The 23,785-nt window shown below is 41.3% G+C and carries 26 protein-coding genes and 1 tRNA gene; 15 read left to right on the forward strand and 12 right to left on the reverse strand.

Annotated features, from left to right (window positions below):
* The first annotated feature begins 50 nt into the window (after positions 1–50).
* From NO991_RS13910 to NO991_RS13920, 3 genes are all read left to right on the forward strand, one after another.
* The gene (locus tag NO991_RS13910) at positions 51–812 is read left to right on the forward strand and encodes an ABC transporter substrate-binding protein (RefSeq protein WP_054552462.1); all 762 of its coding nucleotides are present in this window, start codon (positions 51–53) and stop codon (positions 810–812) included.
* A gap of 83 nt (positions 813–895) precedes the next feature.
* Positions 896–1,462 (forward strand): alkylphosphonate utilization protein, encoded by a 567-nt coding sequence (locus tag NO991_RS13915; protein ID WP_054552461.1) that lies wholly within the window; start codon positions 896–898, stop codon positions 1,460–1,462.
* Positions 1,463–1,618: 156 nt separating this feature from the next.
* The gene (locus NO991_RS13920; protein WP_300421347.1) at positions 1,619–2,428 is read left to right on the forward strand and encodes an META domain-containing protein; all 810 of its coding nucleotides are present in this window, start codon (positions 1,619–1,621) and stop codon (positions 2,426–2,428) included.
* Between the two features lie 55 nt (positions 2,429–2,483).
* Here the strand turns inward: NO991_RS13920 and NO991_RS13925 are convergent, their stop codons facing one another.
* Positions 2,484–3,323, reverse strand: coding sequence for a 23S rRNA (adenine(2030)-N(6))-methyltransferase RlmJ (locus NO991_RS13925; protein WP_300545869.1), 840 nt, complete (start codon positions 3,321–3,323; stop codon positions 2,484–2,486).
* A gap of 240 nt (positions 3,324–3,563) precedes the next feature.
* Here NO991_RS13925 and NO991_RS13930 point away from each other — a divergent pair, with 240 nt between their 5' ends.
* From NO991_RS13930 to NO991_RS13970, 9 genes are all read left to right on the forward strand, one after another.
* Entirely contained in the window at positions 3,564–3,794 is a 231-nt protein-coding gene (locus NO991_RS13930) for a hypothetical protein (RefSeq protein ID WP_054552458.1), read from the forward strand.
* Entirely contained in the window at positions 3,794–4,081 is a 288-nt protein-coding gene (locus NO991_RS13935; protein WP_054552457.1) for a cell division protein ZapA, read from the forward strand. The genes NO991_RS13930 and NO991_RS13935 overlap by 1 nt, the downstream gene beginning before the upstream one ends.
* A gap of 68 nt (positions 4,082–4,149) precedes the next feature.
* Complete coding sequence (locus tag NO991_RS13940) at positions 4,150–5,136, forward strand: MBL fold metallo-hydrolase (protein ID WP_300363128.1); 987 nt, start codon at positions 4,150–4,152, stop codon at positions 5,134–5,136.
* A 28-nt stretch (positions 5,137–5,164) separates the two neighbouring features.
* Complete coding sequence (locus NO991_RS13945; RefSeq protein WP_235373521.1) at positions 5,165–6,661, forward strand: LysM peptidoglycan-binding domain-containing protein; 1,497 nt, start codon at positions 5,165–5,167, stop codon at positions 6,659–6,661.
* Positions 6,662–6,724: 63 nt separating this feature from the next.
* Positions 6,725–7,213: a peptidylprolyl isomerase gene (locus tag NO991_RS13950; protein ID WP_054552455.1), complete on the forward strand. Its 489-nt coding sequence runs from the start codon at positions 6,725–6,727 to the stop codon at positions 7,211–7,213.
* A 9-nt stretch (positions 7,214–7,222) separates the two neighbouring features.
* Entirely contained in the window at positions 7,223–7,948 is a 726-nt protein-coding gene (locus tag NO991_RS13955; RefSeq protein WP_300362939.1) for an SDR family NAD(P)-dependent oxidoreductase, read from the forward strand.
* Positions 7,945–8,787 carry an amidohydrolase gene (locus tag NO991_RS13960; RefSeq protein WP_300362941.1) on the forward strand — a complete coding sequence of 281 codons (843 nt, stop codon included), beginning with the start codon at positions 7,945–7,947 and terminating at the stop codon, positions 8,785–8,787. Before NO991_RS13955 ends, NO991_RS13960 begins: the two co-directional genes overlap by 4 nt.
* 46 nt (positions 8,788–8,833) lie before the next feature.
* Positions 8,834–10,381 carry a S41 family peptidase gene (locus tag NO991_RS13965; protein WP_371352134.1) on the forward strand — a complete coding sequence of 516 codons (1,548 nt, stop codon included), beginning with the start codon at positions 8,834–8,836 and terminating at the stop codon, positions 10,379–10,381.
* A gap of 9 nt (positions 10,382–10,390) precedes the next feature.
* Positions 10,391–10,765 carry a hypothetical protein gene (locus NO991_RS13970; protein ID WP_054552451.1) on the forward strand — a complete coding sequence of 125 codons (375 nt, stop codon included), beginning with the start codon at positions 10,391–10,393 and terminating at the stop codon, positions 10,763–10,765.
* Positions 10,766–10,832: 67 nt separating this feature from the next.
* Here NO991_RS13970 and NO991_RS13975 read toward each other — a convergent pair whose 3' ends face one another.
* From NO991_RS13975 to NO991_RS13995, 5 genes are all read right to left on the reverse strand, one after another.
* Positions 10,833–12,008: a mandelate racemase/muconate lactonizing enzyme family protein gene (locus NO991_RS13975; RefSeq protein WP_054552450.1), complete on the reverse strand. Its 1,176-nt coding sequence runs from the start codon at positions 12,006–12,008 to the stop codon at positions 10,833–10,835.
* 9 nt (positions 12,009–12,017) lie between these two features.
* Positions 12,018–12,785: a class II aldolase/adducin family protein gene (locus NO991_RS13980; protein WP_054552449.1), complete on the reverse strand. Its 768-nt coding sequence runs from the start codon at positions 12,783–12,785 to the stop codon at positions 12,018–12,020.
* Between the two features lie 129 nt (positions 12,786–12,914).
* Positions 12,915–13,238, reverse strand: a complete 324-nt coding sequence (locus NO991_RS13985) for a c-type cytochrome (RefSeq protein WP_054552448.1) — start codon at positions 13,236–13,238, stop codon at positions 12,915–12,917.
* Positions 13,239–13,341: 103 nt separating this feature from the next.
* Positions 13,342–13,881 (reverse strand): DUF2058 domain-containing protein, encoded by a 540-nt coding sequence (locus NO991_RS13990; RefSeq protein WP_054552447.1) that lies wholly within the window; start codon positions 13,879–13,881, stop codon positions 13,342–13,344.
* Positions 13,882–13,919: 38 nt separating this feature from the next.
* On the reverse strand, positions 13,920–14,042 hold the full coding sequence (locus NO991_RS13995; RefSeq protein WP_267237900.1) for a hypothetical protein: 123 nt from the start codon (positions 14,040–14,042) through the stop codon (positions 13,920–13,922).
* 71 nt (positions 14,043–14,113) lie between these two features.
* Between NO991_RS13995 and NO991_RS14000 the strand changes: the two genes are divergently transcribed.
* Positions 14,114–15,250, forward strand: coding sequence for an MFS transporter (locus tag NO991_RS14000; RefSeq protein ID WP_054552446.1), 1,137 nt, complete (start codon positions 14,114–14,116; stop codon positions 15,248–15,250).
* Here the strand turns inward: NO991_RS14000 and NO991_RS14005 are convergent.
* Positions 15,217–15,717, reverse strand: coding sequence for a prolyl-tRNA synthetase associated domain-containing protein (locus tag NO991_RS14005; protein WP_054552445.1), 501 nt, complete (start codon positions 15,715–15,717; stop codon positions 15,217–15,219). The two genes, NO991_RS14000 and NO991_RS14005, sit on opposite strands and share 34 nt — an antisense overlap.
* Complete coding sequence (locus NO991_RS14010) at positions 15,718–16,104, reverse strand: hypothetical protein (protein ID WP_054552444.1); 387 nt, start codon at positions 16,102–16,104, stop codon at positions 15,718–15,720.
* A gap of 165 nt (positions 16,105–16,269) precedes the next feature.
* On the opposite strand from NO991_RS14010, the gene NO991_RS14015 reads away from it, so the two are divergent.
* A tRNA-Ala gene (locus tag NO991_RS14015) sits at positions 16,270–16,345 on the forward strand.
* A 139-nt stretch (positions 16,346–16,484) separates the two neighbouring features.
* Here the strand turns inward: NO991_RS14015 and NO991_RS14020 are convergent.
* Positions 16,485–17,732: a glutamate-5-semialdehyde dehydrogenase gene (locus NO991_RS14020; RefSeq protein ID WP_054552443.1), complete on the reverse strand. Its 1,248-nt coding sequence runs from the start codon at positions 17,730–17,732 to the stop codon at positions 16,485–16,487.
* Entirely contained in the window at positions 17,729–18,835 is a 1,107-nt protein-coding gene (gene proB, locus NO991_RS14025; protein ID WP_054552442.1) for a glutamate 5-kinase, read from the reverse strand. The genes NO991_RS14020 and proB overlap by 4 nt, the downstream gene beginning before the upstream one ends.
* A 918-nt stretch (positions 18,836–19,753) precedes the next feature.
* Here proB and NO991_RS14030 point away from each other — a divergent pair.
* Positions 19,754–21,613 (forward strand): sodium:proton antiporter, encoded by a 1,860-nt coding sequence (locus tag NO991_RS14030; RefSeq protein WP_054552441.1) that lies wholly within the window; start codon positions 19,754–19,756, stop codon positions 21,611–21,613.
* 42 nt (positions 21,614–21,655) lie between these two features.
* On the opposite strand, the gene NO991_RS14035 is transcribed toward NO991_RS14030, so the two are convergent.
* Both NO991_RS14035 and NO991_RS14040 read right to left on the reverse strand, forming a co-directional pair.
* Positions 21,656–22,264 carry a tetratricopeptide repeat protein gene (locus NO991_RS14035; protein ID WP_054552440.1) on the reverse strand — a complete coding sequence of 203 codons (609 nt, stop codon included), beginning with the start codon at positions 22,262–22,264 and terminating at the stop codon, positions 21,656–21,658.
* Positions 22,265–22,375: 111 nt separating this feature from the next.
* A complete protein-coding gene (locus NO991_RS14040) occupies positions 22,376–23,689 on the reverse strand; it encodes an adenylosuccinate synthase (RefSeq protein ID WP_371352136.1) in 1,314 nt (437 codons plus the stop codon).
* Positions 23,690–23,785: the final 96 nt, after the last annotated feature.

A 23,785-nucleotide genomic window follows, 5' to 3' on the forward strand; every position in this document is an offset into this window, starting at 1 on the left:
TGAAAGATGTTTGCCTTGCTAAAAAACAAAAACCCAACCAAACTAGGTACATGAAAACGAATTCAATCAGACCATTGCGCTTCTCTAACTCGATTTTCTTACTGTTACTTTTTCTTACTCAAGCAGTTTTGGCTGAGCAGCAGCCTGTACTGAAATATAATGTAACCGGCTCTGGGAACTACTATCCTTATTATATTGATGACAAAAGCAATCCAGGGATCCTCCCCGAACTGATCAAGCAAGTTATGCAGCTTGCTGATGTTCAAGTAAAGCATGTCGAGCTTCCTGCAAAACGAACCGTCAAATACCTTCACCAAGGGAATATTGATTTTGATGTCATAAGCCCCGAGTGGCTGAGCCAGACAGAAAAACAAAACCGACAATTTAGTTACTCAGACACCCTGTTTGCAGTTGAGGAGTATCTCGTGAGTTTAAAAAGCTCGGTGGCTCAATGGCAGCAACTCAACAGTATTCGTAATCAACCCGTAGGGACTGTTTTAGGCTATTACTATTATGACGATAACCGCTTTAAACGGGTTGATTTTCACTCTGAACAACAACTCATTCAGGCACTAAAAATACACCGAATTGAGGTCGTCATAATAGATAAACTGCCAGCATTATATTGGGCTGAGCAATTTGATGCTGATATCAGTTTTGGCGCATTACACTCGCTAGGCAACCTAAAAATTCGCCTGCGCAGTGAACATCAATCATTGTTACCAAAAATAAATGCAGCAATCAAAGAACTTAAAAATTCTGGCAGCTTAGATGCCATAATCAATAAATACACAAAAACTATACCCCTATAATAACTAGGGATATTCCGCTTCAGTCCCTCTTTTGCTATAATGCGCGCTGTTTTTCTTACCTTGTAAACTTAAAAGAGCCTCCTATGAGCATTGAACAAGCCCTAATCGAACGCAGTAATAACCAATGTGAACTTTGTGCCGCTACAGATAACCTATCTGTATACGAAGTGCCGCCTGTTACAGAGGCTCATTCTGATAAATGCATTTATGTCTGCCAAACTTGTAAAGATCAAATCGAAAACAATGCTGATTTAACTGCAAACCATTGGCACTGTTTGAATGACAGTATGTGGAGTCAAACTCCAGCGGTACAAGTTGTCGCTTACCGCATGCTGAAACGCTTAGCTACTGATAACGGCTGGGCACAAGATGCACTCGATATGATTTATCTTGAAGAAGACACATTAAAATGGGCGCAAACAGCGCTAGCTGAAGATGACGACATTAAACACATCGACAGTAATGGTGTTGTGCTGCAGGCGGGTGATACAGTGACACTTATTAAAGATCTTGATGTGAAAGGCAGCAGCCTTGTTGCTAAGCGTGGCACAGCAGTAAGAAACATTGGCTTAACGAGCAACCCAGAACACATTGAAGGCCGTGTTGATGGTCAACGTATTGTTATTCTTACCAAATACGTGAAAAAATAACGTTCATTCTTATGCGCTTTATGTTCTTAAAGCGATTCGTTATTACGAAAATGGGCTTAGTGCCCATTTTTTGTTAATTAAGCTATGATTAAGACAGCGAACTTTATGCTAGGCAATTAAATATGATGCATAACCCTAAACGCAAGGAAAATAATCATGGCTTCGGATACCTTTTCATCTTTCAAACGCGCTTCTCTATGCAGTTTAATAATCTTAGGGAGCAGCTTGGTTTTAACAGGCTGTGGTGAAGACTCTAGTGCACCACAAGCTGAGCAATCATCAATGAAGACCCTAAATACTCAAATCACCTATTTAGATCGTAGTATGCTACCTCCGGGTTCAGTATTAAAAGTACAGCTCGCTGATGTTTCTAAAATGGATGTCAAGGCTGAAGTAATTAGCGAACAAGAAATCCAATTAGATGGTGCACCACCATATGATGTAGCACTTGAATATGACGAAAGCAAAATTGCTGACCGTCACCGCTACAGTGTAAGTGCACGCATTGAGAATCAAGGTAAATTACTTTACATCAGCACCACTCACAATAATCCATTTGCCGAAGATGCCGCTGGCGATCTGTACAAGGTAACGGTGACTAAAGTATCAGCGAAAAAGCCAGACGTGACTTTGACCAATACCTATTGGAAAGCAGTTACCATCAGCGGTGAGGCTATCACCGTTGAAAATAAAGAACCTTTCGTACAGTTTAAAGACGATGGTTCAACCAATGGTCACTTAGGTTGTAATAACTTCTCAGGTAGTTACGAGGTTAATGAGCAGGCGCTCACATTCAAGCCATTAGCAAGCACCAAAAAAATGTGTGTATCACAAATGGATATTGAAGCGGCCATGTCGGCAGCACTTGCAGCCACGGCTAAGTACTCAATCAATGGTGAGCAGTTAACCTTGTTAGATGATAGTGATGAGCCACTTGCGACCTTCGCAGCGACTTATATGAATTAACAACAGTTAAATTAACAACGCCCAGCAATTGCTGGGCGTTTTTGTATTGAAGATATTACTCTTCAACTAATTGTTCACTGCGATAAAAACCACTGCTATCGCTTAGTATGGAAACAAGTTCTGGTAATACAGCATCCATCGTTTGCTTTAATTTCCATGGCGGGTTGATCACTATCATACCCGATGCAGTCATACCATGAACGTCGGTATCGGCCTCTGTTGCAAGCTCGAAAAGCTGAATGTTACGCATACCCGATGCGATTAAACCCGCCTCCATTCTGTCAATTCGTTCACGGTCTACAACCGGATACCAAATCATATACGTCCCCGTAGCAAAGCGTTTATGCGCCTTAACAAGAGTATTAACAACCGTATCGTAATCGCTTTTTATTTCGTAAGGAGGGTCAATAAGCACGCAAGCTCGACGTGATGCTGGTGGTAATAAACCAATTAAGCCTTGAAAGCCGTTTTCACCACGTACGCGGATAGAGCGCTTACCTTTCATGTTGTCTTGCAGTAACTGTAAGTCACGTGGATGCAACTCAAAGAACCAACCGTTATCTTGGCGACGTAAAAAGTGCTCTGCAATTTTTGGCGAACCTGGGTAAAAATCTAAATTACCATTTGAATTAAATGATTTAACCAGCTCAATATACTCATTAAGTGCATCATGCTCACTGTTGTGCTGCCAAAGCTTAGCAATCCCATCTAAATACTCTTGTGTTTTTTGTGCATCACTGCCAGCAAGTTCAAAAAAGCCAGCACCTGAGTGGGTGTCCACATAATCAAGTGGTTTGTCCTTAATTGTTTGGTACTTAAGAACTTCAGCTAGAACAAGATGTTTTAGTACATCAGCAGGGTTACCTGCATGAAAGGAGTGTCGATAACTAAGCATATTTATAAATCGCCAAATGCAAAACTGCATTAAAAATGAATTGCCATATTGTACATGATAAACAGAAAATGATCCTAGCATCTGGCGCTTTGGTGAATCATAAATGAATAAAAAAGCCGCTACGCTGAATTACACCTTAATAATAAATAAAAATCCCCTAAAACGGCCGTAAATGCTGGCATATCAAGACACTTTCCTTTACATTTGCATGACAATAATCACAGTTTTATGAGCGCATTTATGAATAACGAAACTCTTTCCCAACTCGAACAACTGATCGACAAATTAATCCTTCGCAACAGCGAACTTGAAAGTGAAGTTAAAAGCTTACAAGAACAAACCGCGAAGCTTTTAGATGAGAACGAAACTCTGCAACTAGAAGTACTCGAAAACGAAGAAAAACAAAAAGATACAAGTAGCACATTGACTGGCCTGCTTGAGAAATTACAAAGCGTTCAACAGGCTAGCTAATGAGCAGCCCACAAAGTCAGCGGGTCACCGTAGAGCTACTAGGTAAAGAACATGAGTTTTCTTGCCCTCCTGGGCAAGAGCATGCCCTAGTTGCTGCTGCACAAAATTTGAATGACTTAGTGGAGCAAATGAAACAACGCTCATCGGTTCGCAATGACCAAAAAGCGTTGCTGATGGCAGCATTGCATCTAAGTCATGAATTGCTTGAAGTAAAATCGCAACAAGCAGAACAAGAGCAACAACATGACAGCTTAATAGATAAGCTCAGCCAACACCTTAGTATTTAGAAAAAAGCGCATCTGGCGCTTTTTTTGTTTACAATCAACAGCACTGACACCTATTCGAGCGAAACACCATGCGATTTTGTGCTTTTTTAATCTGTCTTTTCGTAAGCTATAGCGCCAAAGCAAGCGTTAGCTGGCATAGCATCACTCCCGAAATCCAATTTCTACAACAACAAAATAAGCTGCGTTTTTACGATTCGAATCAAGTGCTGATAGAGGGTAAAGAATGTTCCTTAATGTTTGATGCCAGTGGTAACTTTGCCGAAGTAGAAAAGCTCGCAGAGCAGCTAAAAAAACGCTTAAAAACACCATTATGTTATTTAGTGGCGAGTCATTATCATGATGATCATCTACTAGGCTTGGCCGTTCTACAGGCTGAGTTCCCTGAAGCTAAGCTCATCGTACATCAGCAAGTAGCGACTGAGTTTGTTGCAATGCAGCAAGCATTGACTGATAAATTAGATGGTTATGAAAAAAGCATAGAACTGAGCTATCAACGCCTTGCCAATCAACCTGAAGATCAGCAAGCAGTTTGGCGCGACAAACTAGAACTTGCTAAAAAACGCTTATTTCGCTGGCGAGAGCTCACCCTGAACCCACCAGCTATTAACATTACTGAATCAACACAGCTAGACCTTGGTAACTACCCCATCGTTATTACACCCTACCAAGCGCATACTAAGGGTGATCTGACCCTTAGTGCCGATCAAGGTCGCGTGCTATTGGGTGGCGATATAGTCGACAGCTTACCCTACCCAGGACATGGCTCGTTTTCTAGCTGGATAAGTGCGCTGCAAGATATTCAAAAAAATACCACACTGACAACTATTTTACCGGGTCACGGTAAGCCACTGACACCTGCTGAACTTGCACTCCCTTTAAGGTTTTTAAAAACCATTCAAGAGATGACAAACTCCTCACCAGATAAGCCCGTTAGTGAATTAATTCCGCTTTTTCCTACTGAGATAAAACAGCAATACCAGCTAGATGAAGTGGGTGAAAGAGCGTTTTCTATGTTTTTAGAAGCTGGACTTAAACAGGGCAAGTTGTCAAAATAGGGCTAAAATAGTAAAAGGATTTTATTATATGGCTCAAGTAAGTTTGAAATATTTACTTTTGCTGAGCTTGTTTATTGGCTTACAAGGATGCCAACTAACTCAGCAAGAAACAGAACAGCAACGGGCAAGGCCGGAGATTTTTAGCCATTACGAGCCCGATTTAACAACCCAACAAGCACCTAGTGAGTTTGTCGATTCAACAGCTGTCGAACCTCGCCCTATTGCTGCGCCCATAGCAGTCAATAATATTCCACTAGCAAAGCCTCGCGCGAAAGATCTATGGCAGCATATCGCCAACAATTTAACGCTGGTATTTCAAACCAATAAACATACATCTGCACGAGTAAAATGGTATTTAAAACAACCCAATTACCTAATTAAAGTGAATAAACGTGCTGCACCCTATTTGTACCATATCGTCACACGTATCGAACAACAAAAGCTACCGATGGAATTGGCCTTATTACCCTTTGTTGAAAGTGATTTTAGACCAACAATACGATCATCAGAGCAAGCGGTAGGTGTTTGGCAGCTAGTCGGCGCGACAGCTTATCATTTTGGTGTGCAAAGCGACCAATGGTATGACGGCCGCCAAGACATACTTGCTTCAACCGATGCCGCATTAGCTTATTTAAGTTACTTACATAAACGCTTTGATGGTGATTGGCTGCATGCCCTTGCCGCCTATAACAGTGGTGAAGGACGCGTTAAAAAAGCGATCGAAAAAAATAAAAAGCTTGGCAAGAAAACTGATTATTGGTCGTTATCGTTACCAAAAGAAACCGCTGAATATATTCCTAAACTTTTGGCGCTTAGCTATTTACTAAAGCACCCAGAAAAAGGTTTAAAACGCCCGAAATTAGCGAATAAAGCACTCACCACAGAGTTTGATGTAGGCCAACAATTTGATTTTTCAGTGATCGCTAATTTATCTGGCATCGGCCATAATCAGCTCCATAAATTAAATCCAGGGTATTTAAAAAACCAAAGTTCCCCGAATGGCCCACATACTTTACTTCTGCCAATAGAGCGCCGTACGCTGTTACAAAGCAAACTGTTTCGCAACAATTTTGCTGGAGAATACACAGTACAAAAAGACGATACCCTCTACAGTATTTCAAGGCGTTTTAAAATGTCTGTAAAAGATCTAAAAACTCTCAACGATAAAACAACAAATTTGATTAAGGTAGGTGAACAATTGCGCTTATCACAACCACAAACCATGCCGGAATCATTATTGGTTGATTACAATATCAGTCCCTACCTTGAGCAACATGAAGAAGTCATTTCTACAATCGCTATCGACTATCAGGTTAAACCTGGAGACTCAATTTGGAGTATTAGTCAACTTTATGATGTACCGCATAAAGATATTGCAACGTGGAATAAGCTCAGCGCTACCAGCATTTTAAAACCCGGTACTATTTTAACATTGCACTTACCTCAAGCTAAGCCAACTGAGCCACAAGTGCCAGCAAGTGAAACCATGCTGTCAGGGATTGAAAGCTCATTGAAAAAGCCTTGATTGCTCAGCACTTGTGGTTAGCGTAAAATCAGTGCCTATATTTAAATTCTAAAGAGAAATAACATGCAGATCAGTAAAGACGCAGCAGTTGAGTTTCACTACACACTTAGTGAAGCAGGCGAGCAAATCGAATCAAGTAAAGATGGCGAGCCACTTTCATATATCCATGGTACTGAAGGCATGCTTCCTGGTCTTGAGAAAGCCCTTGAAGGTAAAGCGGCTGGCGATAATTTTAGCGTAACACTTGAGCCTAGCGAATCTTACGGCGAACGCGTTGATAACCTAATTCAACGTATTCCACTTAAGCACTTACAAGGCAACACAAAAGTGTGGAAGCCAGGTATGACTGCTATCGTTCATTCAAATCAAGGTCGTCACCAAGTAACTATCGTTAAAGTAGGTCGTTTCAACGCAGATTGTGACTTAAACCATCCATTTGCAGGTAAAACGCTGACATTTGACGTTGAAGTAATTAATGTTCGCCAAGCGACAGCGGAAGAATTATCTCACGGCCACGTGCACGGTGAAGGCGGTTGTGGCCACAGCCACTAAGGGTAAATAATGACAAACGTTGCAATTGTCACCGGTGGCAGTAAAGGTATTGGCAAAGCGATAGTCGAGCGTTTAGAACGTGAAGCCTACACAGTTTATAACTTAGATATTACCCCATCAGAAGGCAATTATCGCCACTGTGATGTCAGTGATACTCAGCAAGTGAAGTCGGCTATCGCCGATATTGTTGCAGAAGAGGGTCGTGTCGATGCTTTAATTTCTAATGCGGGTCGTCATTTAAGTGCCAACATTGAAAATACCGACGAAGCAACGTTTGATGCCCTATTTGCGCTCAATGTGAAAGGTGCCTATGCCGCAATTCAAGCTGTATTACCTAGCATGAAAAGTCAGCAAGGCGGCAGTATTGTAGTGGTTGCCTCTGATCAGGCAATTATCGGCAAACCAAACTCGTTTGCTTATAACCTGACCAAGCATGCACTGGCTTCAATGGCAAAAACGACAGCGCTGGATTATGCCGCGTTTAACATTCGTGCTAACGCTGTGTGCCCAGGTACAATAGAAACACCACTGTTTCATAATGCGATTGATGCCTACTGTCAGCGCAGTGGTGCAGATAAAGCAGAGATTGTTGCTGAAGAAGCCGCGCTGCAGCCGTTAGGCCGTTTAGGGCAACCCGAAGAAATTGCTGCTTTGGTTAATTTTTTAATAAGCCCAGAAGCGAGCTTTATTACTGGCAGCTTACAAAGTATTGATGGTGGATACACCACGCAATGAGCGACAAAATTATTGACCCTCATGTGCACTTTTTTAACCTCACTGAGGGTCAATACACTTGGCTACAAGGTAGTAATCCCCCCGCTTGGCCAAATCTAGATAAAATTAAAAAGCAAATTGTCGCTTCTGAACTTAAAGCTGCTTGTCCATTTCAACTAGAAGCCTTGGTGCATATTGAAGCTGGCTTTGATAATCAAGCACCAATTAATGAGCTCAATTGGCTTGCAACGCATTTAGACGACATTCCGTATCGCGCAATCAGCTACAGCCCGATTGACGCATCTCCCAAGCAATTTGAAGCGTCACTCAATAAGTTAGAACATCCATCTTTAGTTGGTATTCGCGATATAACAGAAGGTGATGAAGCTAGGCGCTTATTAACTCCCCACTGCCTAGATAATCTAGCTTTTATCGCAGCCGAAAACTTACACTTTGAAGCACAGTTTGAAATTGAAAACATACAGATAACTGAGCAGCTTATTAAGTATTGCACAGCACTACCATCACTACGAGTGGTGATTAATCATTTAGGCTTTATTAGTGATGAGCAAAGATGGCTTGAAGCAATCATTAAACTCAGCCGCTGCGATAATATCGCGATAAAGTTCTCAGGGTTGGAGTTCACACAAATTGCCACAAACAAACACCTATGGCTGGTTGATAATTTAGTTAAGTACTTTGGTGAGCATCGCGTTATGTTTGCCAGTAACTTTCCTGTATGCCAAATAAATACTAGTTACGAAAACTGCTGGCAACACTATCACTCACTATGCTCGCTGCCGAGTTTATGGCATCAACTTAGCTATAAAAACGCCTACGAAATCTATCTAATTGCTTAAAAACTAGCTATATTCAAATAAGTTAATTTATCTGGAACTCTGTTTTATGTTTAATGCTTTAAAAAAACCGATGGCAAGTAGTGCCCTTATTTGCTCACTGATTTTAGTTGGTTGCGGTGGTTCCGGCAGTTCAGATTCAGACGTAATTGCTAGTGAAGACATCACTTGGACTCAAGGTGTATTTGAGCCATCAAGCAAATTTGATCAACAATGCCAAGCACTCAATGAGAAGCATTGGTTACGAGCTTGGAGTCATGAAACTTATCTGTGGTATGACGAAATAGTTGATCGAGACCCCGCACTAACTGAAGGGGTATTAAATTATTTCGCTTTATTAAAAACTGAAAACACTACAGATTCAGGTGCTAAAAAAGATAATTTCCACAGTAGTTTACCCACAGCTGAATGGCAAGCTCAAAGCCAATCAGGGCAATCTTTTGGTTATGGTTTCAAACTTAGATTGATAAGTGCGGGCGCCCCCCGCCAAGGCATTATTTCCTATACTGAGCCAAACTCTCCTGCATCAAACTTGAATCTTGGCCGAGGATTAGAAGTAATCGAAGTGGATGGTGTCGACTTTGTAAATGCAACGACCCAAGCAGAGGTTGATATATTGAATGCAGGCCTATTTCCATCTGAGTCCGGCAAAGTTACTTCATTTGTATTTCGAGATATAAATACCAGTGAAATTCGTGAAGTGAGCATGACTGCACAAACTATTACTGGCCAAGCGGTTAGTAACGTTAAAACATTTGCGGATGGTGAAGTGGGTTATTTCCAGTTTAATCGCCATAATGCAGTTGCAGAAAAACCTCTGTACGACGCATTTAACAGCTTAGCAGCAAGTAATGTTAAAGATTTAATTATTGATATGCGTTACAACCCAGGCGGATTCCTTCAAATGGCAAGTCAGGTTGCTTATATGGTGGCAGGCGAGAGTAATACCAGTGGCAAAATATTTGAACAGACTATTTTTAATGATCAACACCCAACTTTTAACCCTATTACTGGGGAGCGCTTAGAGCCTGTTCAGTTTACTAATGAGTTTTTAGGTTTTGCAGACAATCCTGCGATTACGCCTGGTACTTCGTTACCTTCTCTAAATTTAGAGCGAGTCTTTGTGCTGACAACAGACAGTACCTGCTCAGCAAGTGAAGCTGTGATCAATGGCCTTAGGGGCGCTAATATAGAAGTAATTCAAATAGGCGAAACAACTTGCGGTAAACCCTATGGTTTTTATCCAACTGATAATTGCGATACCACATACTTCAGTATTCAATTTACTGGCGTCAATAATAAAGGGTTTGGTGAGTATGCTGATGGTTTCTCACCACAAAACAGCAACGATAGTGAATTTCAACCTGTAAAAATCCCAGGCTGTGCAATTGCTGATGATTTCACTCACCAACTAGGCGATGAAAATGAAGCAATGCTCAGTGCTGCACTTAGCTATCGAGAGAATGGACGCTGTCCAGTAGCTACTTCAACAGTCAGTGAGCAAGGCTTTGCACCTGCTACTTATAACGATACGCCGCAAGTACGTGATATACGAACTTCAACCTTGCTTCAACAAAGTAAAATATTGAAGCAATAGGAGCGAATCATGAGAGTTCAATTAGCTAGCTTATTAATGCTTTTGACCTTACTAGGCTGTAGTGCTCAAAGCCAAGAGCCTACACCTAAATTGCAACATGCACGGCTTACTGAGCCGCAAAGTGAACTAATAGCGCAAGGCATCGCAAGGTTGATGCACAGCAAGCCAATTGCTGTTGCTGATGATGCTTTTATGAATACCAGTGTGCTTGTCACTGACAGTATGAATGTAATGGATGGGCAAGGTAACCTTATAATGGGCAAGCAACTGTCAATGCCAGAACGCTTTGAGCTACTTATTAAAAACCAAATATGCTTTGTGCGCCATTTAGATAGTAAAGCGACCGAGCCTCTTCCTTTGGTGAAATGCAAACCAGTTGATTAATTCAAAGCTAAAAAGTAGATATAAAAAAAGCCCTTGCGGGCTTTTTTTTATAATATGTTGGTGAATATTACTTAATCTCAACACGTTGAGATCGCATAACGACTTCATCATTTAATTCAATACCGATACCTGGCTCTTCTGATACTTGGAAGAAACCATTTTTAGGTTGTGGATCTTGAATACACAATTCACGGTTCCATTTCTTAATCGCGTAGGTGTGATGTTCGTGAATTAAGAAGTTAGGAATCGCAGTTTCTAAGTGTAACGAAGCTGCAGTTGCTACAGGGCCGCCACACACGTGAGCTTGAATACGCACATCAAAGATATCAGCATAATCACACACTTTCTTAGTTTCAGTGAAACCACCACACAAGCCTAAGTCTGGCTGTAGCACATCAATACTTTGATCTTCTAAGTATGGACGCACCCCCCAGCGGTTATACAAACGTTCACCACCTGCAATTGGCACCGCTACTTTGTCAGCAACTTTTGCGTGTAATGAATGATTTAAGTAATTCACAGGCTCTTCGTAATACATACAATCGAACTCTTCAGCAATTTCACCAATTTGAATTGCTGATGTTGCGCCTGGTAAACTGTGACACTCAAAAATAATGTCAACTTCGTCACCGACTGCTTCACGAATAGCCTGCATACGCGCACGATATAATTTCATTTCTGCACGAGAAATAATGTTAGTGCGATCGTAATAAGTATTGCCGTTTTTATCGTACTGGATTGGGTCAACTTTTACCGCATCATACCCTTCAGCCATCGCCTTAAGCGCTGCTTCTGCGTATTCTTCTGGGTGAACAAGCGCTTTAAATTCGCTGTCCCAGTCAAACTGTAATTGTGATGCATAAGTACGTAGCTTATCGTTAACTTTACCACCTAATAGTTGGTAAACAGGCAAGCCTAATGCTTTACCTTTAATATCCCAAAGTGCAGTATCAATGGCGCTCATTGCTGCATACACAACAGGACCGCCACCTAAACCCCAAAAGCTTTCGCGCAGCATTCGTGACCACAGTTTTTCTGTTTGAAATGGGTCATGACCAATTAAAAAGGCATCAGCCATTTCTTTGATCATTGCCGCAGCTGCACTATGACCTAAATCATAAGCCAGACCCGCTTCACCCACACCGCTAATACCTTCATCGGTGTGAATACGCACAAAAACAGGTGTCCAAGCAGGTCTGTCTGGACAATGAATATCGAACACTTCGACGCGATTAACTTTCATGGTTACTCCTTACTGAGCAAAACTAGGATCAAGACGATAAGCTTTACGCAACATGGCTGGCCAAGCTAACTGACCACCGGTGCTGCCGCTATGCACGACATTCGCTTGATTATAAATATTATCGATAATAGGTTGTGGTACCGGGATTGCCGTTTGACCACTGGCTTGAATAGCCAATTGAATTTCACAGGCGCGCTGCAAATCATAAAAGCGCATAAAGGCATCCCCCACCGTTGGGCCAACAGTTAAGCCACCGTGATTAACCAATAACATGTGATTAGTGGTGCCTAAATCATCTTGTAGACGCTTTTTCTCATCACTGTTTACCGCTAACCCTTCGTAGCCATGATAAGACAATGATGGCAATGAGAACATTGAGTATTGGCTAAGTGGCAATAGGCCTTTTTCTTGCGTTGCAACGGCAATGGTTTCTTTTGTGTGTAAATGAATAACACAGTGAGCGTCATCACGAACTTCATGAATAGCGCTGTGAATAGTGAAACCAGCCGGATTAATTTTAAATGGCGTGTCATCAAGAATATTGCCAGCTAAATCCACCTTTACAAGGTTTGATGCCGTCACTTCATCAAAACTAAGACCAAATGCATTAACTAAATAGTGATCTGTGCCCGGTAAACGTGCCGATAGGTGGGTATAAATTAAATCCCCCCATCTAAAGTGCTCAACTAAACGGTAACATGCTGCTAAATCAACACGAAGCTGCCATTCTTGTTCAGATACTTTATTTTTTAAATCGAGTTTTGGTAAGTCAAACATGGAAAACCTTGTATATGTGACACTGCACAAATAGATGTATAGAAGTCTAAATTACTATTAATAGATGATCAATAGGTGATACAAAAAGGCCACATCAATTGATGTGGCCTTTTCACGCTAAAATGGTGTTTATTTTACTTGTGATAAGTAATCAGCAATGGCAGCCATTTCTTCTTCAGATACGTTTGCAACCATTGCTTTCATCGCAGCAGCCATACCGTTGCTACGCGCACCTGACTTAATGTCTTTCATTTGTGCTAGTAAGTACTCTTTATTTTGACCATTTAATTTAGGGTACTGAGGCATGATAGGCGCTTTACCTTCTGCACCGTGGCAAGTTTGGCAAAGCTTAGCTGTGTATAGTGTTGCACCATCCGCAGCCATAGTGTTGAAAGATAGGCTTGCAGCCATTGCAATGCCAGCCCCACATAAAATTTTCGTGATCTTGCTCATATCTATTTTCTCTTTTTTGACGGGTTATTAAACATTTTCTTTAGTGTAGACCATGATTTAACAATATTGCACCCGAAAATTGTAACGGCAATAGAAACAGTCACTACCAAATTAAATCATCAGGTACTTCAAAATCAGCATACGGATCATCTTCATCCTTTTGCTTATCTTCAGGCTCAACATGGAACACTATGTAGTCTTCGCTGACTTCAGCGACTTTTCGTGCTGGTTCGTCTTCCAGTACAAAAAATTGGCCTTCTAAAACACAAATTGCTAATCGGCCACCAGCTAGGGCCTTTTGTGTTTTTTCATTTACTTCGAGCTCTTTCACTTTATTTTGATAAGTGAAGTTAAATGTGCGATCACCACGGATTTCATCTTGGTTGTGATGCTCTAAAATCTGTTTAATGCGCGCTACTTGCTCACGTTGCTTTTGCTCTTCTAAACGCGCTTTATTAAGCTCGTCGGCTTTTTTCTGCTGCTCAAGCTTAGTTTGTTCAATATGTTTTTGCAGATCGCTAGGATTACTCGTGGCGCCTTTCTTTTTCTTCTTTTGCTGTTTGCGCTTTTCTGTTTTGGCTACTTTAGCTTTATGTGCCGTAGTAAGACCAGCCTTAAGTAATTGATCTTGTAATGAACCCATGACGAAATTCCAATTTATTAATGCGTATTAGGGTTATTTTAATCAGCTCTGCCAACAAATAACAGTACTGAGCCCACTTGATTCACAGCAATCGAGTATATTGATGTGAGATTAACACGCGATGAAATCATGACATATTGATTTAACGCAAGATTTATCATTTTAGTCGCCTTTGAACTTGTAAAAAAACCTGTACCCGATAAGCTAGGGCTTTTCCTCTTGGGAGCTAAAAATGCAGCTGCGACATTTGTTACTTTGCTCTGTGTTTATTTTCTTTGTTTTATACGCCCCACAACCCTTACTTGGATTATTTGCCAGTCATTTTTCTGTATCGCCAGCCACTGCTGGTAGCTTAATGACCGCAACTATGTTGCCACTAGCCATTGCTCCTTTAGTGTATGGCTTATTTTTAGCTAAACGAAACCCACTCACAATTTTAAAGATTGCCATGTTTGTGTTAGCAATCAGCTGTATCGCTTTTACTTTAGCACCAAGCTTTGAGCTGCTATTGCTGGTTCGTTTTATACAAGGGATCACCCTACCCGCGGCGCTCACCGCTATGACCAGTTATATTGGTGTGACTTTTCAGGCCGACCAATTACAACGTAATATGACACTTTACATTGGCAGTACCATTGTTGGTGGCTACTTCGGACGTATGCTCGCCGCCTTGTTTACTGACTTTTTAAGCTGGCAAAGTTTTTATTATGTGATTGCGCTTGGGTTAGTACTATTTGCACTCGCCATTCCTAAATCAGGTAAAGGCGCGAGTATTCATGCTGCAAAGTCGCCGCTGTTGTATCTGAAGCAATTAAAAGATCCGTTGGTATTAAAGCTCTACGGAGCAGTGTTTTGTATGTTCTTTTGTTTTGCGGCACTGTTAAATTATTTACCTTTCATTCTGCAAGACAGTTTTGCTATCACTAACACCCGAGACATCGGACTGGTTTACAGCGGCTACTTGCTGGGCGCGCTGGCTTCCATAGCCACACCTTGGCTGTTACGAAAGTCATCAACACCTTGGCGTTTACTAACCTGGGTTTTTGTATTCTATAGCCTGACGATGGTGTTATTGATGAGCCAACAGATACTATTATTTGTGGTTGCTTTTACTGGCTTTTGCGGTGCAATGTTTGTGATCCACTCAAGTGCCGCTCCATTGGTAAATAAAATCAGCAGTGCACCTGCAAGTGTCACCAATGGCGGTTATGTATCGTTTTATTATAGCGGTGGCGCATTAGGTTCATTATTGCCAGGGCTGGTATATCAGCAACACGGCCAAGTTGCCTTTATGACCGTGCTACTTTTAGTCTGCTTAGTAGGTTTAAGCTTAGTTTATTTGGCAGGTAGAAATACAATACGTGGTTGATGCCCAGTACTTTCAAAAAACAGCTCTAAGTCCTCTTTTTTCATTAGCCAAGTGGCAGTATTTTCAAAAGGGTGACAATGAAAAAGCTCGTTAAACCAAATTTCTTGGTCTAGCCAAAAAGTGACATTATTTTGCTTATCGTTTAACAGTGCCAACATAGAAACACAGCCCGGTGGCACTTTAAGATAACGCGCTAACCGCTCATCAGATGCAAACCCTAAGCGAGATAACCCCTGCTGCTGAGCAATGGCTTTTAAGTCGAGCTGCTTATCGTGAGCAGTGATCACTAAAAAGTGGCGCTTACCTTCGTTATCTCGTAAAAACAGGTTTTTTAATCGAGTGCCCGGTCTATCGAGCATAAACTTATCGGCATCTAAGCTGCCGTGTAATGGTGGATGCTCAATCACATCATAATTAATATCTAATTGAGCTAGCGTAGCAGCTAACTTGCTTTTATCTGCATACATTTACAAACAACGTCCTCGTAATTGCACACTTAAATCACGCCATAATACTTCGTCAATAACGTGTTTATCGTCGCAGTATTGTCGCTCTTTAAGCTCTTCATTTAATAATTCAACCGCTTGGTCTTCGAGCATAAGTTTTAAGTTGCTCGACTCTTCAAATACTTCTTGCTCGGCAAAATCTTTAAACTGCCGGCGTGTCATTGGCTTATCGAGATTAATCGGGCGTCTGCCCTGTGCTTTAACTGACACCACATAGGCAAAGATTTTATTGCCTTGCTCGTCATTCTTTTCGTAAAACTGTTTATTATTGATTTCAAAAGGAGGCGCTTCTTCTTGGCTTGCGCAACCGGCAAGTAAAACAACCAAAAGCCATGCTATTTTTTTCATTATTGGATAAGCCTTAAACAGTGAATGCGCTTTAGTCTACCAAAAATAAAACTACAGAGTAAAAATTCGAACATTTTAAAAAAAATACTTGACCACAAATGCAAAAATATTTAAAGTTCACCCCGCTTGAGACGCAAGACTTAAGCATCCTGTATTTAGGAATGTGGGGCTATAGCTCAGCTGGGAGAGCGCCTGCCTTGCACGCAGGAGGTCAGCAGTTCGATCCTGCTTAGCTCCACCACTTTCCTACCTCTCTTTAGGCAATCTGCCAAATTAAATATCTAAACAAACTCATATTCATATTTCGATTCATTTTATTTGTTTTAGACACAAAAAAACCGAGCAAAGCCCGGCTTTTTAAAGCAATTGCTTTTTAGTGATTACTCACGAATTTGGCCTTCGCCATTCACTAAGTATTTTTCAGTTGTAAGTGACTCAAGACCCATTGGACCGTAAGCATGTAGCTTAGTTGTCGCAATGCCAATCTCGGCACCTAAACCTAACTGTGAACCATCAGAAAAACGCGATGATGCATTAACCATTACCACAGATGCATCCACACTGCGTTGGAATAACTGCGCCGCAGCTTGGTCTTTAGTACAAATCACTTCAGTGTGGTTTGAACCAAACTTAGCAATATGATCAATGGCACCGGCAAAGTCAGGTACAACTTTAATTGCGATTTCTAAATCTAAGTACTCTTCACCAAACTCGTCGTCAGCAAGTACTGTTGCATTATCAAAGTACTCGGCAGCTTTCGCATCTGCATTTACTTTAACGCCTTCTTGACGAAGAACAACTGCACATAGGTTTAAAAACTCATCAGCGATATCTTGATGAACCACTAAACCTTCTAGGGCATTACACACACCTGTACGCTGGGTTTTACCATTTAATAGTAAATTGATTGCTACGTTCAGATCAGCGTCTTTATCTACATAAAGGTGACATACACCTTTAAAGTGTTGGATCACTGGAATAGTACTGTTTTCTGTTACAAAATTAATTAAACCTTCACCACCACGCGGAATGATTAAATCAATAGTGTCACGCTGTTGCATCAGCTCCATGAGCAGACCACGGTCTGGATCTGGGATCACTGAAATCAACGCAGCAGGTAAACCATGCTTTTCAAGTACTTTGTGCATTACACTTGCGATTGCTTGCGAGCTGCGAAGTGCTTCTTTACCACCACGTAAAATAACACCATTACCCGATTTAAAGCATAACGCACCGGCATCAGCCGTCACATTTGGACGTGCTTCATAAATCATACACACAACACCCAGTGGTACGCGCATCTTGCTAATCTTAATACCGTTTGGACGCTCTGAAATTTCACGTAATTGACCAACAGGATCATCAAGGCTAACAATTACTTCAATGCCTTCAGCCATTGCTTCAATGCGTTCATCGTTAAGCGTTAAACGGTCAATCATAGACGCAGCAAGGTTATTATCACGTGCTGCCGCTAAATCGCTTTCGTTCTCTTTGATGATAAACGCTTTGCTTTCGCGTAACGCCTCTGCCATCTCAGTTAACACTTGATTCTTAGTAGCAGCATCAAGTAAAGCTAACTGGGTTGCAGCTTTTGCAGCTTGACTCGAAATATCCGTAATTAAACTCATGACTTCTCCAATAATGCGATATCTTTCTCTGAAACAACTGGGCCGATTGAATCTTGCATTTTTTCGCTAAATTCACTTTGCTCGTTGTCAGCAATAAAATTCAATAAACAGCTACTGTAGTTCGCTGTTGCTTTTGCTAGACGCGTACCATCATCACTACGAACTAAAATGGTATCGCCTACGCCAAATTCTCCGTGTACTGCAACGATTTCATCGCTACGAATACAACCGTCTTCATCTTTTAATGATTCATCGAATGAACCTTCAACGACAACCTCACCCTGCTCGTTAGCTGTGTGAGTCATCCAATGCACTGCTTCTTGCATTGGTTTTTCATATGGTGTGAAGATAGTACCTGGGTTGTCACCCGCAAGCAGTCGGTTAAATGTCTCTTCTTTAAAACCATTTAAAATAAAGGTTGTAATACCATGTGAAGTGGCTTTTTCAGCCGCTTCGATTTTCGTTTTCATACCACCTGTACCAACGGCACTGGTTGCACAACCGGCCATTGCGTAAATTGATTCATCGATGCTATCAATTTCTGGTAATAGCACTGCATCTTCATGTAAATTCGGATTTTTGTCATATAGACCATCAACATCCGAAAAAATCATCAATGCGTCTGCGTCCGCCGCTGCGGCTACCATTGCCGACAAGTTATCATTGTCGCCAACTTTTAAATCATCAGTTGTTACCGTGTCATTCTCATTAATGATAGGTAATACACCATGTTCCAGTAAGGTGAAAACTGTTTCACGAATACTGGTATAACGCTCACGGTCACGTAAGTCACCATGAGTTAATAAAATCTGTGCCGATGGGAAATCAAAGAAACGATCCCACATCGCCATCATTTCTGTCTGACCGGCAGCAGCCATTGCTTTTTTCATCGTCACTGAACGCTTTTCTTGTTCAGGGAATAAATGCGAACCAGCAGCTACCGAACCCGATGATACTAAAATAACTTCGATACCTTGCGCTCGACAGCGAACGATGAACTGTGCAATGGTCAGTAAATAACGTGAGCGACACCCGTCTTGTTCGGGTGCGATTAATGCGCTACCTACTTTTAGTACTATACGTCGCCAATTTAACTTTTGCATAACTGTTCAACTTTCCATTTTACTATCTATTCAGTGCCAATTTGCCACTGATTAAAAGACTCGCGTTTAGCTTTACTAAACGCACTGACTATTATCACTTTGCCAAACAACTTATCTATGCACACGACTACGCCACGCAAGTACTGCGATTAGATATAGCACAACTTTTATTCAGTCAGTAGACCAAACGGTTATAAACCATAAGTTGATAAAAAGAGATAAGTGTTGTTTATGTATCGCTGTAAAAAGCTGTGTGAGGCTTTTATTAATAACAACATACATAGAGCCTATACAATCTGGTACACCGACAGATAGGGTGTAGATTGTATGACCGAGATTTAGCTGCCACGATGGGAACTAAACATTGACCAGATAATGAACTTATATTCTATTCAACACGTAATAAATACACACTGAACACGGGTAAGCTCATTTCTATTTAATTAGAAAACAAAGTGTATAAAACACTAAAATTGTTACAAACAATTGATTATTTAGAGGTAAAGCTCTAGAAAACTGTAGCAACACCGATAAACATTTAGATATCAAATTGTTTGAACACGAAATATAATACGGGAAATTAGGGGTAAAGATCAAGGGCGAAAAGTAATCACAGCTTTTATACTTGCCATAAATAGGAAAAATAAATACTTTTTAACAATAAGTTAGATCACCATATGTTAGCCCTAATGATTTTTTCTCTGCAAACCTGACTTTTGTTTTAGATATAACCCCAAAAAGTAGTAATAACGACTAAAATCGTATTTGAAGCATCAAGTTTGCTTGTGTCTATAGTGATGAGTAAGCTTTAATAAGCAGGCAATTTTATTTCAAAGGTCTAATTGAGGATTGCATTACATCATAAATAATGTGATTCGACCTTTTTTGAACAGTAGTAACAAAAGGATAATTTATTCTATGTCAGCAATTTATATAGCAGGGATCGCATTGTGCTCAGTATTAGCACAGTGGGTCGCATGGGCGTTTCGCGTACCCGCTATTTTATTTTTACTACTAACAGGTTTAGTTTTAGGGCCATTTAGTGGCGTACTAGAACCTGACGCTCTACTGGGTGATTTACTCTTCCCTGTAGTTTCTTTAAGTGTGGCGGTGATCTTATTTGAGGGTTCACTAACCTTACACTTCAGAGAGTTAAAAGGGATTGGTAAGGTAGTTCGTAACCTCTGCTCTATTGGAATGCTCACGACTTGCTTAGTAATCAGCTTCAGCGCTTATTGGATTTTAGAGCTGAACTGGCGAGTTGCTGCAGTACTTGGGGCGGTGCTTGTTGTAACTGGACCTACAGTTATTGCGCCGCTGTTAAACTCTATGAGACCTACTCAAGATATTGACCGCATCTTGCGTTGGGAAGGTATTGTTATAGACCCTATAGGTGCATTATTCGCAGTACTAGTATTTGAAGCTGTCATGCTTGTAGGTCAAGGCGAAGTACTGAGTCATACCATTATCGCGCTCTTTAAAACCCTGGGAGTTGGTTTAACCATTGGTGTCGTTGCCGGTTGGCTTACCACATTGCTGATACGCCGAGAATGGCTACCATTTGAGTTACACAAGTTTGGCATTTTAGCCTTAGTACTGATTAGCTTTACGGTTTCGAACCACCTAAGCCATGAATCTGGCCTCCTCGCTGTTACCGTGTTTGGTATTTGGCTTGCTAACCAAGATGATCTCGAAATTGACTCTGTGCTTGAATTTAAAGAAGACCTTTCGATGATCTTAATTTCATCACTGTTCATCTTACTTGCAGCCCGACTACAGCTATCAGATTTAATGATGTTACATAGCGATGTGTTTATTTTCTTAGCCATCGTGCTTTTTGTGGCTCGCCCAGCCTGTATTGCAATATCGACCTTTAAAACTGATTTACCACTTAAGTCTCGTTTAGTTCTGTCGTGGATTGCACCACGGGGTATCGTTGCCGCTGCGGTGGGCTCTGTATTTGCTCTAAGTATGGTCGAAGCTGGCATTGCCGATGCTGAAAAAATAGTGCCACTTATATTTACTGTAATTATTATTACTGTAGTACTGCAAAGCCTTACAGCAACACCGTTGGCAAAGTTATTAAAAGTACGCCAGCCTGCGCCAAATACTATTTTAATTATTGGCGCAAACCATGTAGCCCGTGCTATTGCTTGCGGCTTAAAAGATCAAAATATTCCGGTGCACTTATCTGATCCTGCATGGGAAAACTGTAAAATGGCACGCATGGATGGCTTACCTTGTTACTATGGTAATCCGCAGTCAGAGCATGCGGAGCGTTATTTACCATTAACAACAATTCGTAGCGTACTCGCGCTTTCACCTAACCGCCATCACAATGCATTAGGCGTACAATACTTCTCGCATTTGTTCGACGAAAAGAATGTATTTTCTTTGCGCTCTTCGACTAACCATGCAAAAGCGAATAAAGACAGTGCGACCTTCTTGTCACGACAAATTCTGTTTGGCGACAATGGCGCTTATGCCCGTTTAAGCAGCTTAATTGCCAAAGGCGGTAAAGTTAGTGCGACGCGTATTTCTGAAGAGTTTAGTTGGGATCAATATAAAGAAGTTAATAGCGAAGCAATCCCATTATTTATTTTAAATGGTGAAAAAAGCGATGATGACGATACGCCTATTAAAATTCGCCCGTTCACTACAAATATGGAAAAACCTCCACAAGTAGGTGAACGTATTGTGGCACTTCAACCGCCTAAACTATCGGTGCTAAAAGACCCGAATAACGGCAAACTAAAAGAAAGTAAAGAAGAGAAATAACAGTAAGGCCAGCATTAGCTGGCCTTTTTTATATGTATTTGCCTACATAGGTAAACGGGCGCGTGCAACGACGCTGTCTGGCATTTTTTCGGCAAGCTTAGCGAGTAAATTTTCGACTTTCTTGTGAGTTGCTTTATCGGCAACCATTGAATGAAATAACCAACGGTAGGCGTCTTCATAATCTCGTGGGCTGCCATAACCTTGATTAAATAGATTAACCAAACGCATTTGTGCCTTTAGGTTACCTTGAGCTGATGCTTCTCGTAAATAGGTCACCGCCATTGCTTTATCTTGCTGCACTAACTGACCTACATCATAGTAGCGACCTAGTTGCTCTAATGCCGCACCAAGCCCTTGCTGGGCAGCTTGACGCATGTAATAAACCCCTAACTCTACATTACGGTCTACACACACCGCATAAGCTAGCATATCGCCATACAGGAACTGATATGATGGCAGTGCCATTTTATTGGCTCGCGCTTCGATATCTTGCACTAACTGGCAATCATCTGCCTTTACGCGTGCTAGGTGTGTATTTTTATTGATCAAGCCTATTAACTCGCTCTCTGTGTAAAGAGGCACAGCTGTGATAGGCTCTTCAGCCATACTCAGGCTTGAGAAGAGTAATGTTAAAGGCAAAAAAACACGCATCTAAATCACTTAAATAAAGTCAGTCTTAGCAAATAATATACAAATATTATACCAAGTGAATTTTAGGCACAAAAAAAGCTGCCGAAGCAGCTTTTTCAGTCACTATGACGATTATGCAAATGGACTGCGTAATACCATAGTTTCTACACGGTCTGGGCCAGTAGAGATGATATCAACTGGAACACCAGTGATTTCTTCAATACGTTTGATGTAATCAAGTGCCGCTTGCGGTAATTGATCAACTGACGTAGCACCTACTGTGTTTTCTGACCAGCCTGGCATCTCTTCGTATACTGGTGTTACTTTCTCGTAACCTTCAGCTGCTAATGGTGTAACGTTCGTTACTGTGCCATCTTCTAACTGGTAACCAGTACAGATTTTTAATATTTCTAAACCGTCTAAAACGTCTAGTTTAGTTAAACAGAAACCTGAGATGCTGTTGATTTGCACTGCACGGCGCATTGCCACTGCATCTAACCAACCTGTACGGCGTAAACGACCTGTCGTCGCACCGAACTCATGACCTTTATCACCTAGGTGCTTACCAACTGGATCTTGCTTATCAAGACCGTCGTAAAGCTCTGTAGGGAATGGACCAGAACCTACACGTGTAGTGTAAGCTTTGATAATACCTAACACGTAATCAAGGTGTAATGGACCAAAACCAGCACCAGTCGCTACACCACCAGCTGTTGTGTTTGATGATGTTACGTACGGGTAAGTACCGTGGTCGATATCAAGTAATGTACCTTGCGCACCTTCAAATAAGATGTTGTCGCCCGCTAAACGCGTTTGGTCAAGAAGCTCAGTAACATCAACAACCATTGCTTTTAAGATATCTGCGATAGCCATTGCATCGTCAAATGTCTTTTGGAAGTCAACTGGTTCAGCTTTGTAGTAATGCTCTAAAGTGAAGTTATGGTATTCCAATACTTCTTTAAGCTTGCTAGCAAACTGTTCAGGATTGAATAAGTCACCTACACGTAAACCACGACGTGCTACTTTATCTTCATAAGCTGGACCGATACCACGACCTGTAGTGCCAATTGGCTTATCGCCACGTGCTTTTTCACGGGCTAAATCTAATGCAATGTGGAAAGGTAAAATTAATGGACATGCTTCGCTGATTAATAAGCGCTCACGTACTGGTACGCCACGCTCTTCTAGCATGCCAATTTCTTTCATTAATGCTTCTGGTGATAAAACAACACCATTACCGATCACACACTTAACATTGTCACGTAATACACCCGATGGAATAAGGTGTAAAACCGTCTTTTCACCGTTGATTACCAGAGTATGGCCTGCGTTATGACCACCTTGATAACGAACTACTAAAGATGCTTTGTCTGTAAGGAGGTCAACTACCTTACCCTTACCTTCGTCACCCCATTGGGTGCCTAGTACAACAACGTTTTTACCCATTGCAAATTCACTTAGAAAAAATTAGGACGAGATTTTATCAGAAAACGAGGTGAAAGATCACCCCGTTTAGCTTATTTTTTCTGCGCCTGAATTTTT

Origin of the sequence: Pseudoalteromonas sp. DY56-GL22 (assembly GCF_041414715.1) — a bacterium.
GTDB lineage: Bacteria > Pseudomonadota > Gammaproteobacteria > Enterobacterales > Alteromonadaceae > Pseudoalteromonas > Pseudoalteromonas simplex.

Bases quoted from the DNA above. Each gene is read 5' to 3' on its own strand.
- NO991_RS13910 (WP_054552462.1), top strand. From the start codon at position 51: ATGAAAACGAATTCAATCAGACCATTGCGCTTCTCTAACTCGATTTTC.
- NO991_RS13915 (WP_054552461.1), top strand. From the start codon at position 896: ATGAGCATTGAACAAGCCCTAATCGAACGCAGTAATAACCAATGTGAA.
- NO991_RS13920 (WP_300421347.1), top strand. From the start codon at position 1,619: ATGGCTTCGGATACCTTTTCATCTTTCAAACGCGCTTCTCTATGCAGT.
- NO991_RS13925 (WP_300545869.1), bottom strand. From the start codon at position 3,323: ATGCTTAGTTATCGACACTCCTTTCATGCAGGTAACCCTGCTGATGTA.
- NO991_RS13930 (WP_054552458.1), top strand. From the start codon at position 3,564: ATGAATAACGAAACTCTTTCCCAACTCGAACAACTGATCGACAAATTA.
- NO991_RS13935 (WP_054552457.1), top strand. From the start codon at position 3,794: ATGAGCAGCCCACAAAGTCAGCGGGTCACCGTAGAGCTACTAGGTAAA.
- NO991_RS13940 (WP_300363128.1), top strand. From the start codon at position 4,150: ATGCGATTTTGTGCTTTTTTAATCTGTCTTTTCGTAAGCTATAGCGCC.
- NO991_RS13945 (WP_235373521.1), top strand. From the start codon at position 5,165: ATGGCTCAAGTAAGTTTGAAATATTTACTTTTGCTGAGCTTGTTTATT.
- NO991_RS13950 (WP_054552455.1), top strand. From the start codon at position 6,725: ATGCAGATCAGTAAAGACGCAGCAGTTGAGTTTCACTACACACTTAGT.
- NO991_RS13955 (WP_300362939.1), top strand. From the start codon at position 7,223: ATGACAAACGTTGCAATTGTCACCGGTGGCAGTAAAGGTATTGGCAAA.
- NO991_RS13960 (WP_300362941.1), top strand. From the start codon at position 7,945: ATGAGCGACAAAATTATTGACCCTCATGTGCACTTTTTTAACCTCACT.
- NO991_RS13965 (WP_371352134.1), top strand. From the start codon at position 8,834: ATGTTTAATGCTTTAAAAAAACCGATGGCAAGTAGTGCCCTTATTTGC.
- NO991_RS13970 (WP_054552451.1), top strand. From the start codon at position 10,391: ATGAGAGTTCAATTAGCTAGCTTATTAATGCTTTTGACCTTACTAGGC.
- NO991_RS13975 (WP_054552450.1), bottom strand. From the start codon at position 12,008: ATGAAAGTTAATCGCGTCGAAGTGTTCGATATTCATTGTCCAGACAGA.
- NO991_RS13980 (WP_054552449.1), bottom strand. From the start codon at position 12,785: ATGTTTGACTTACCAAAACTCGATTTAAAAAATAAAGTATCTGAACAA.
- NO991_RS13985 (WP_054552448.1), bottom strand. From the start codon at position 13,238: ATGAGCAAGATCACGAAAATTTTATGTGGGGCTGGCATTGCAATGGCT.
- NO991_RS13990 (WP_054552447.1), bottom strand. From the start codon at position 13,881: ATGGGTTCATTACAAGATCAATTACTTAAGGCTGGTCTTACTACGGCA.
- NO991_RS13995 (WP_267237900.1), bottom strand. From the start codon at position 14,042: ATGATAAATCTTGCGTTAAATCAATATGTCATGATTTCATCGCGTGTT.
- NO991_RS14000 (WP_054552446.1), top strand. From the start codon at position 14,114: ATGCAGCTGCGACATTTGTTACTTTGCTCTGTGTTTATTTTCTTTGTT.
- NO991_RS14005 (WP_054552445.1), bottom strand. From the start codon at position 15,717: ATGTATGCAGATAAAAGCAAGTTAGCTGCTACGCTAGCTCAATTAGAT.
- NO991_RS14010 (WP_054552444.1), bottom strand. From the start codon at position 16,104: ATGAAAAAAATAGCATGGCTTTTGGTTGTTTTACTTGCCGGTTGCGCA.
- NO991_RS14020 (WP_054552443.1), bottom strand. From the start codon at position 17,732: ATGAGTTTAATTACGGATATTTCGAGTCAAGCTGCAAAAGCTGCAACC.
- proB (WP_054552442.1), bottom strand. From the start codon at position 18,835: ATGCAAAAGTTAAATTGGCGACGTATAGTACTAAAAGTAGGTAGCGCA.
- NO991_RS14030 (WP_054552441.1), top strand. From the start codon at position 19,754: ATGTCAGCAATTTATATAGCAGGGATCGCATTGTGCTCAGTATTAGCA.
- NO991_RS14035 (WP_054552440.1), bottom strand. From the start codon at position 22,264: ATGCGTGTTTTTTTGCCTTTAACATTACTCTTCTCAAGCCTGAGTATG.
- NO991_RS14040 (WP_371352136.1), bottom strand. From the start codon at position 23,689: ATGGGTAAAAACGTTGTTGTACTAGGCACCCAATGGGGTGACGAAGGT.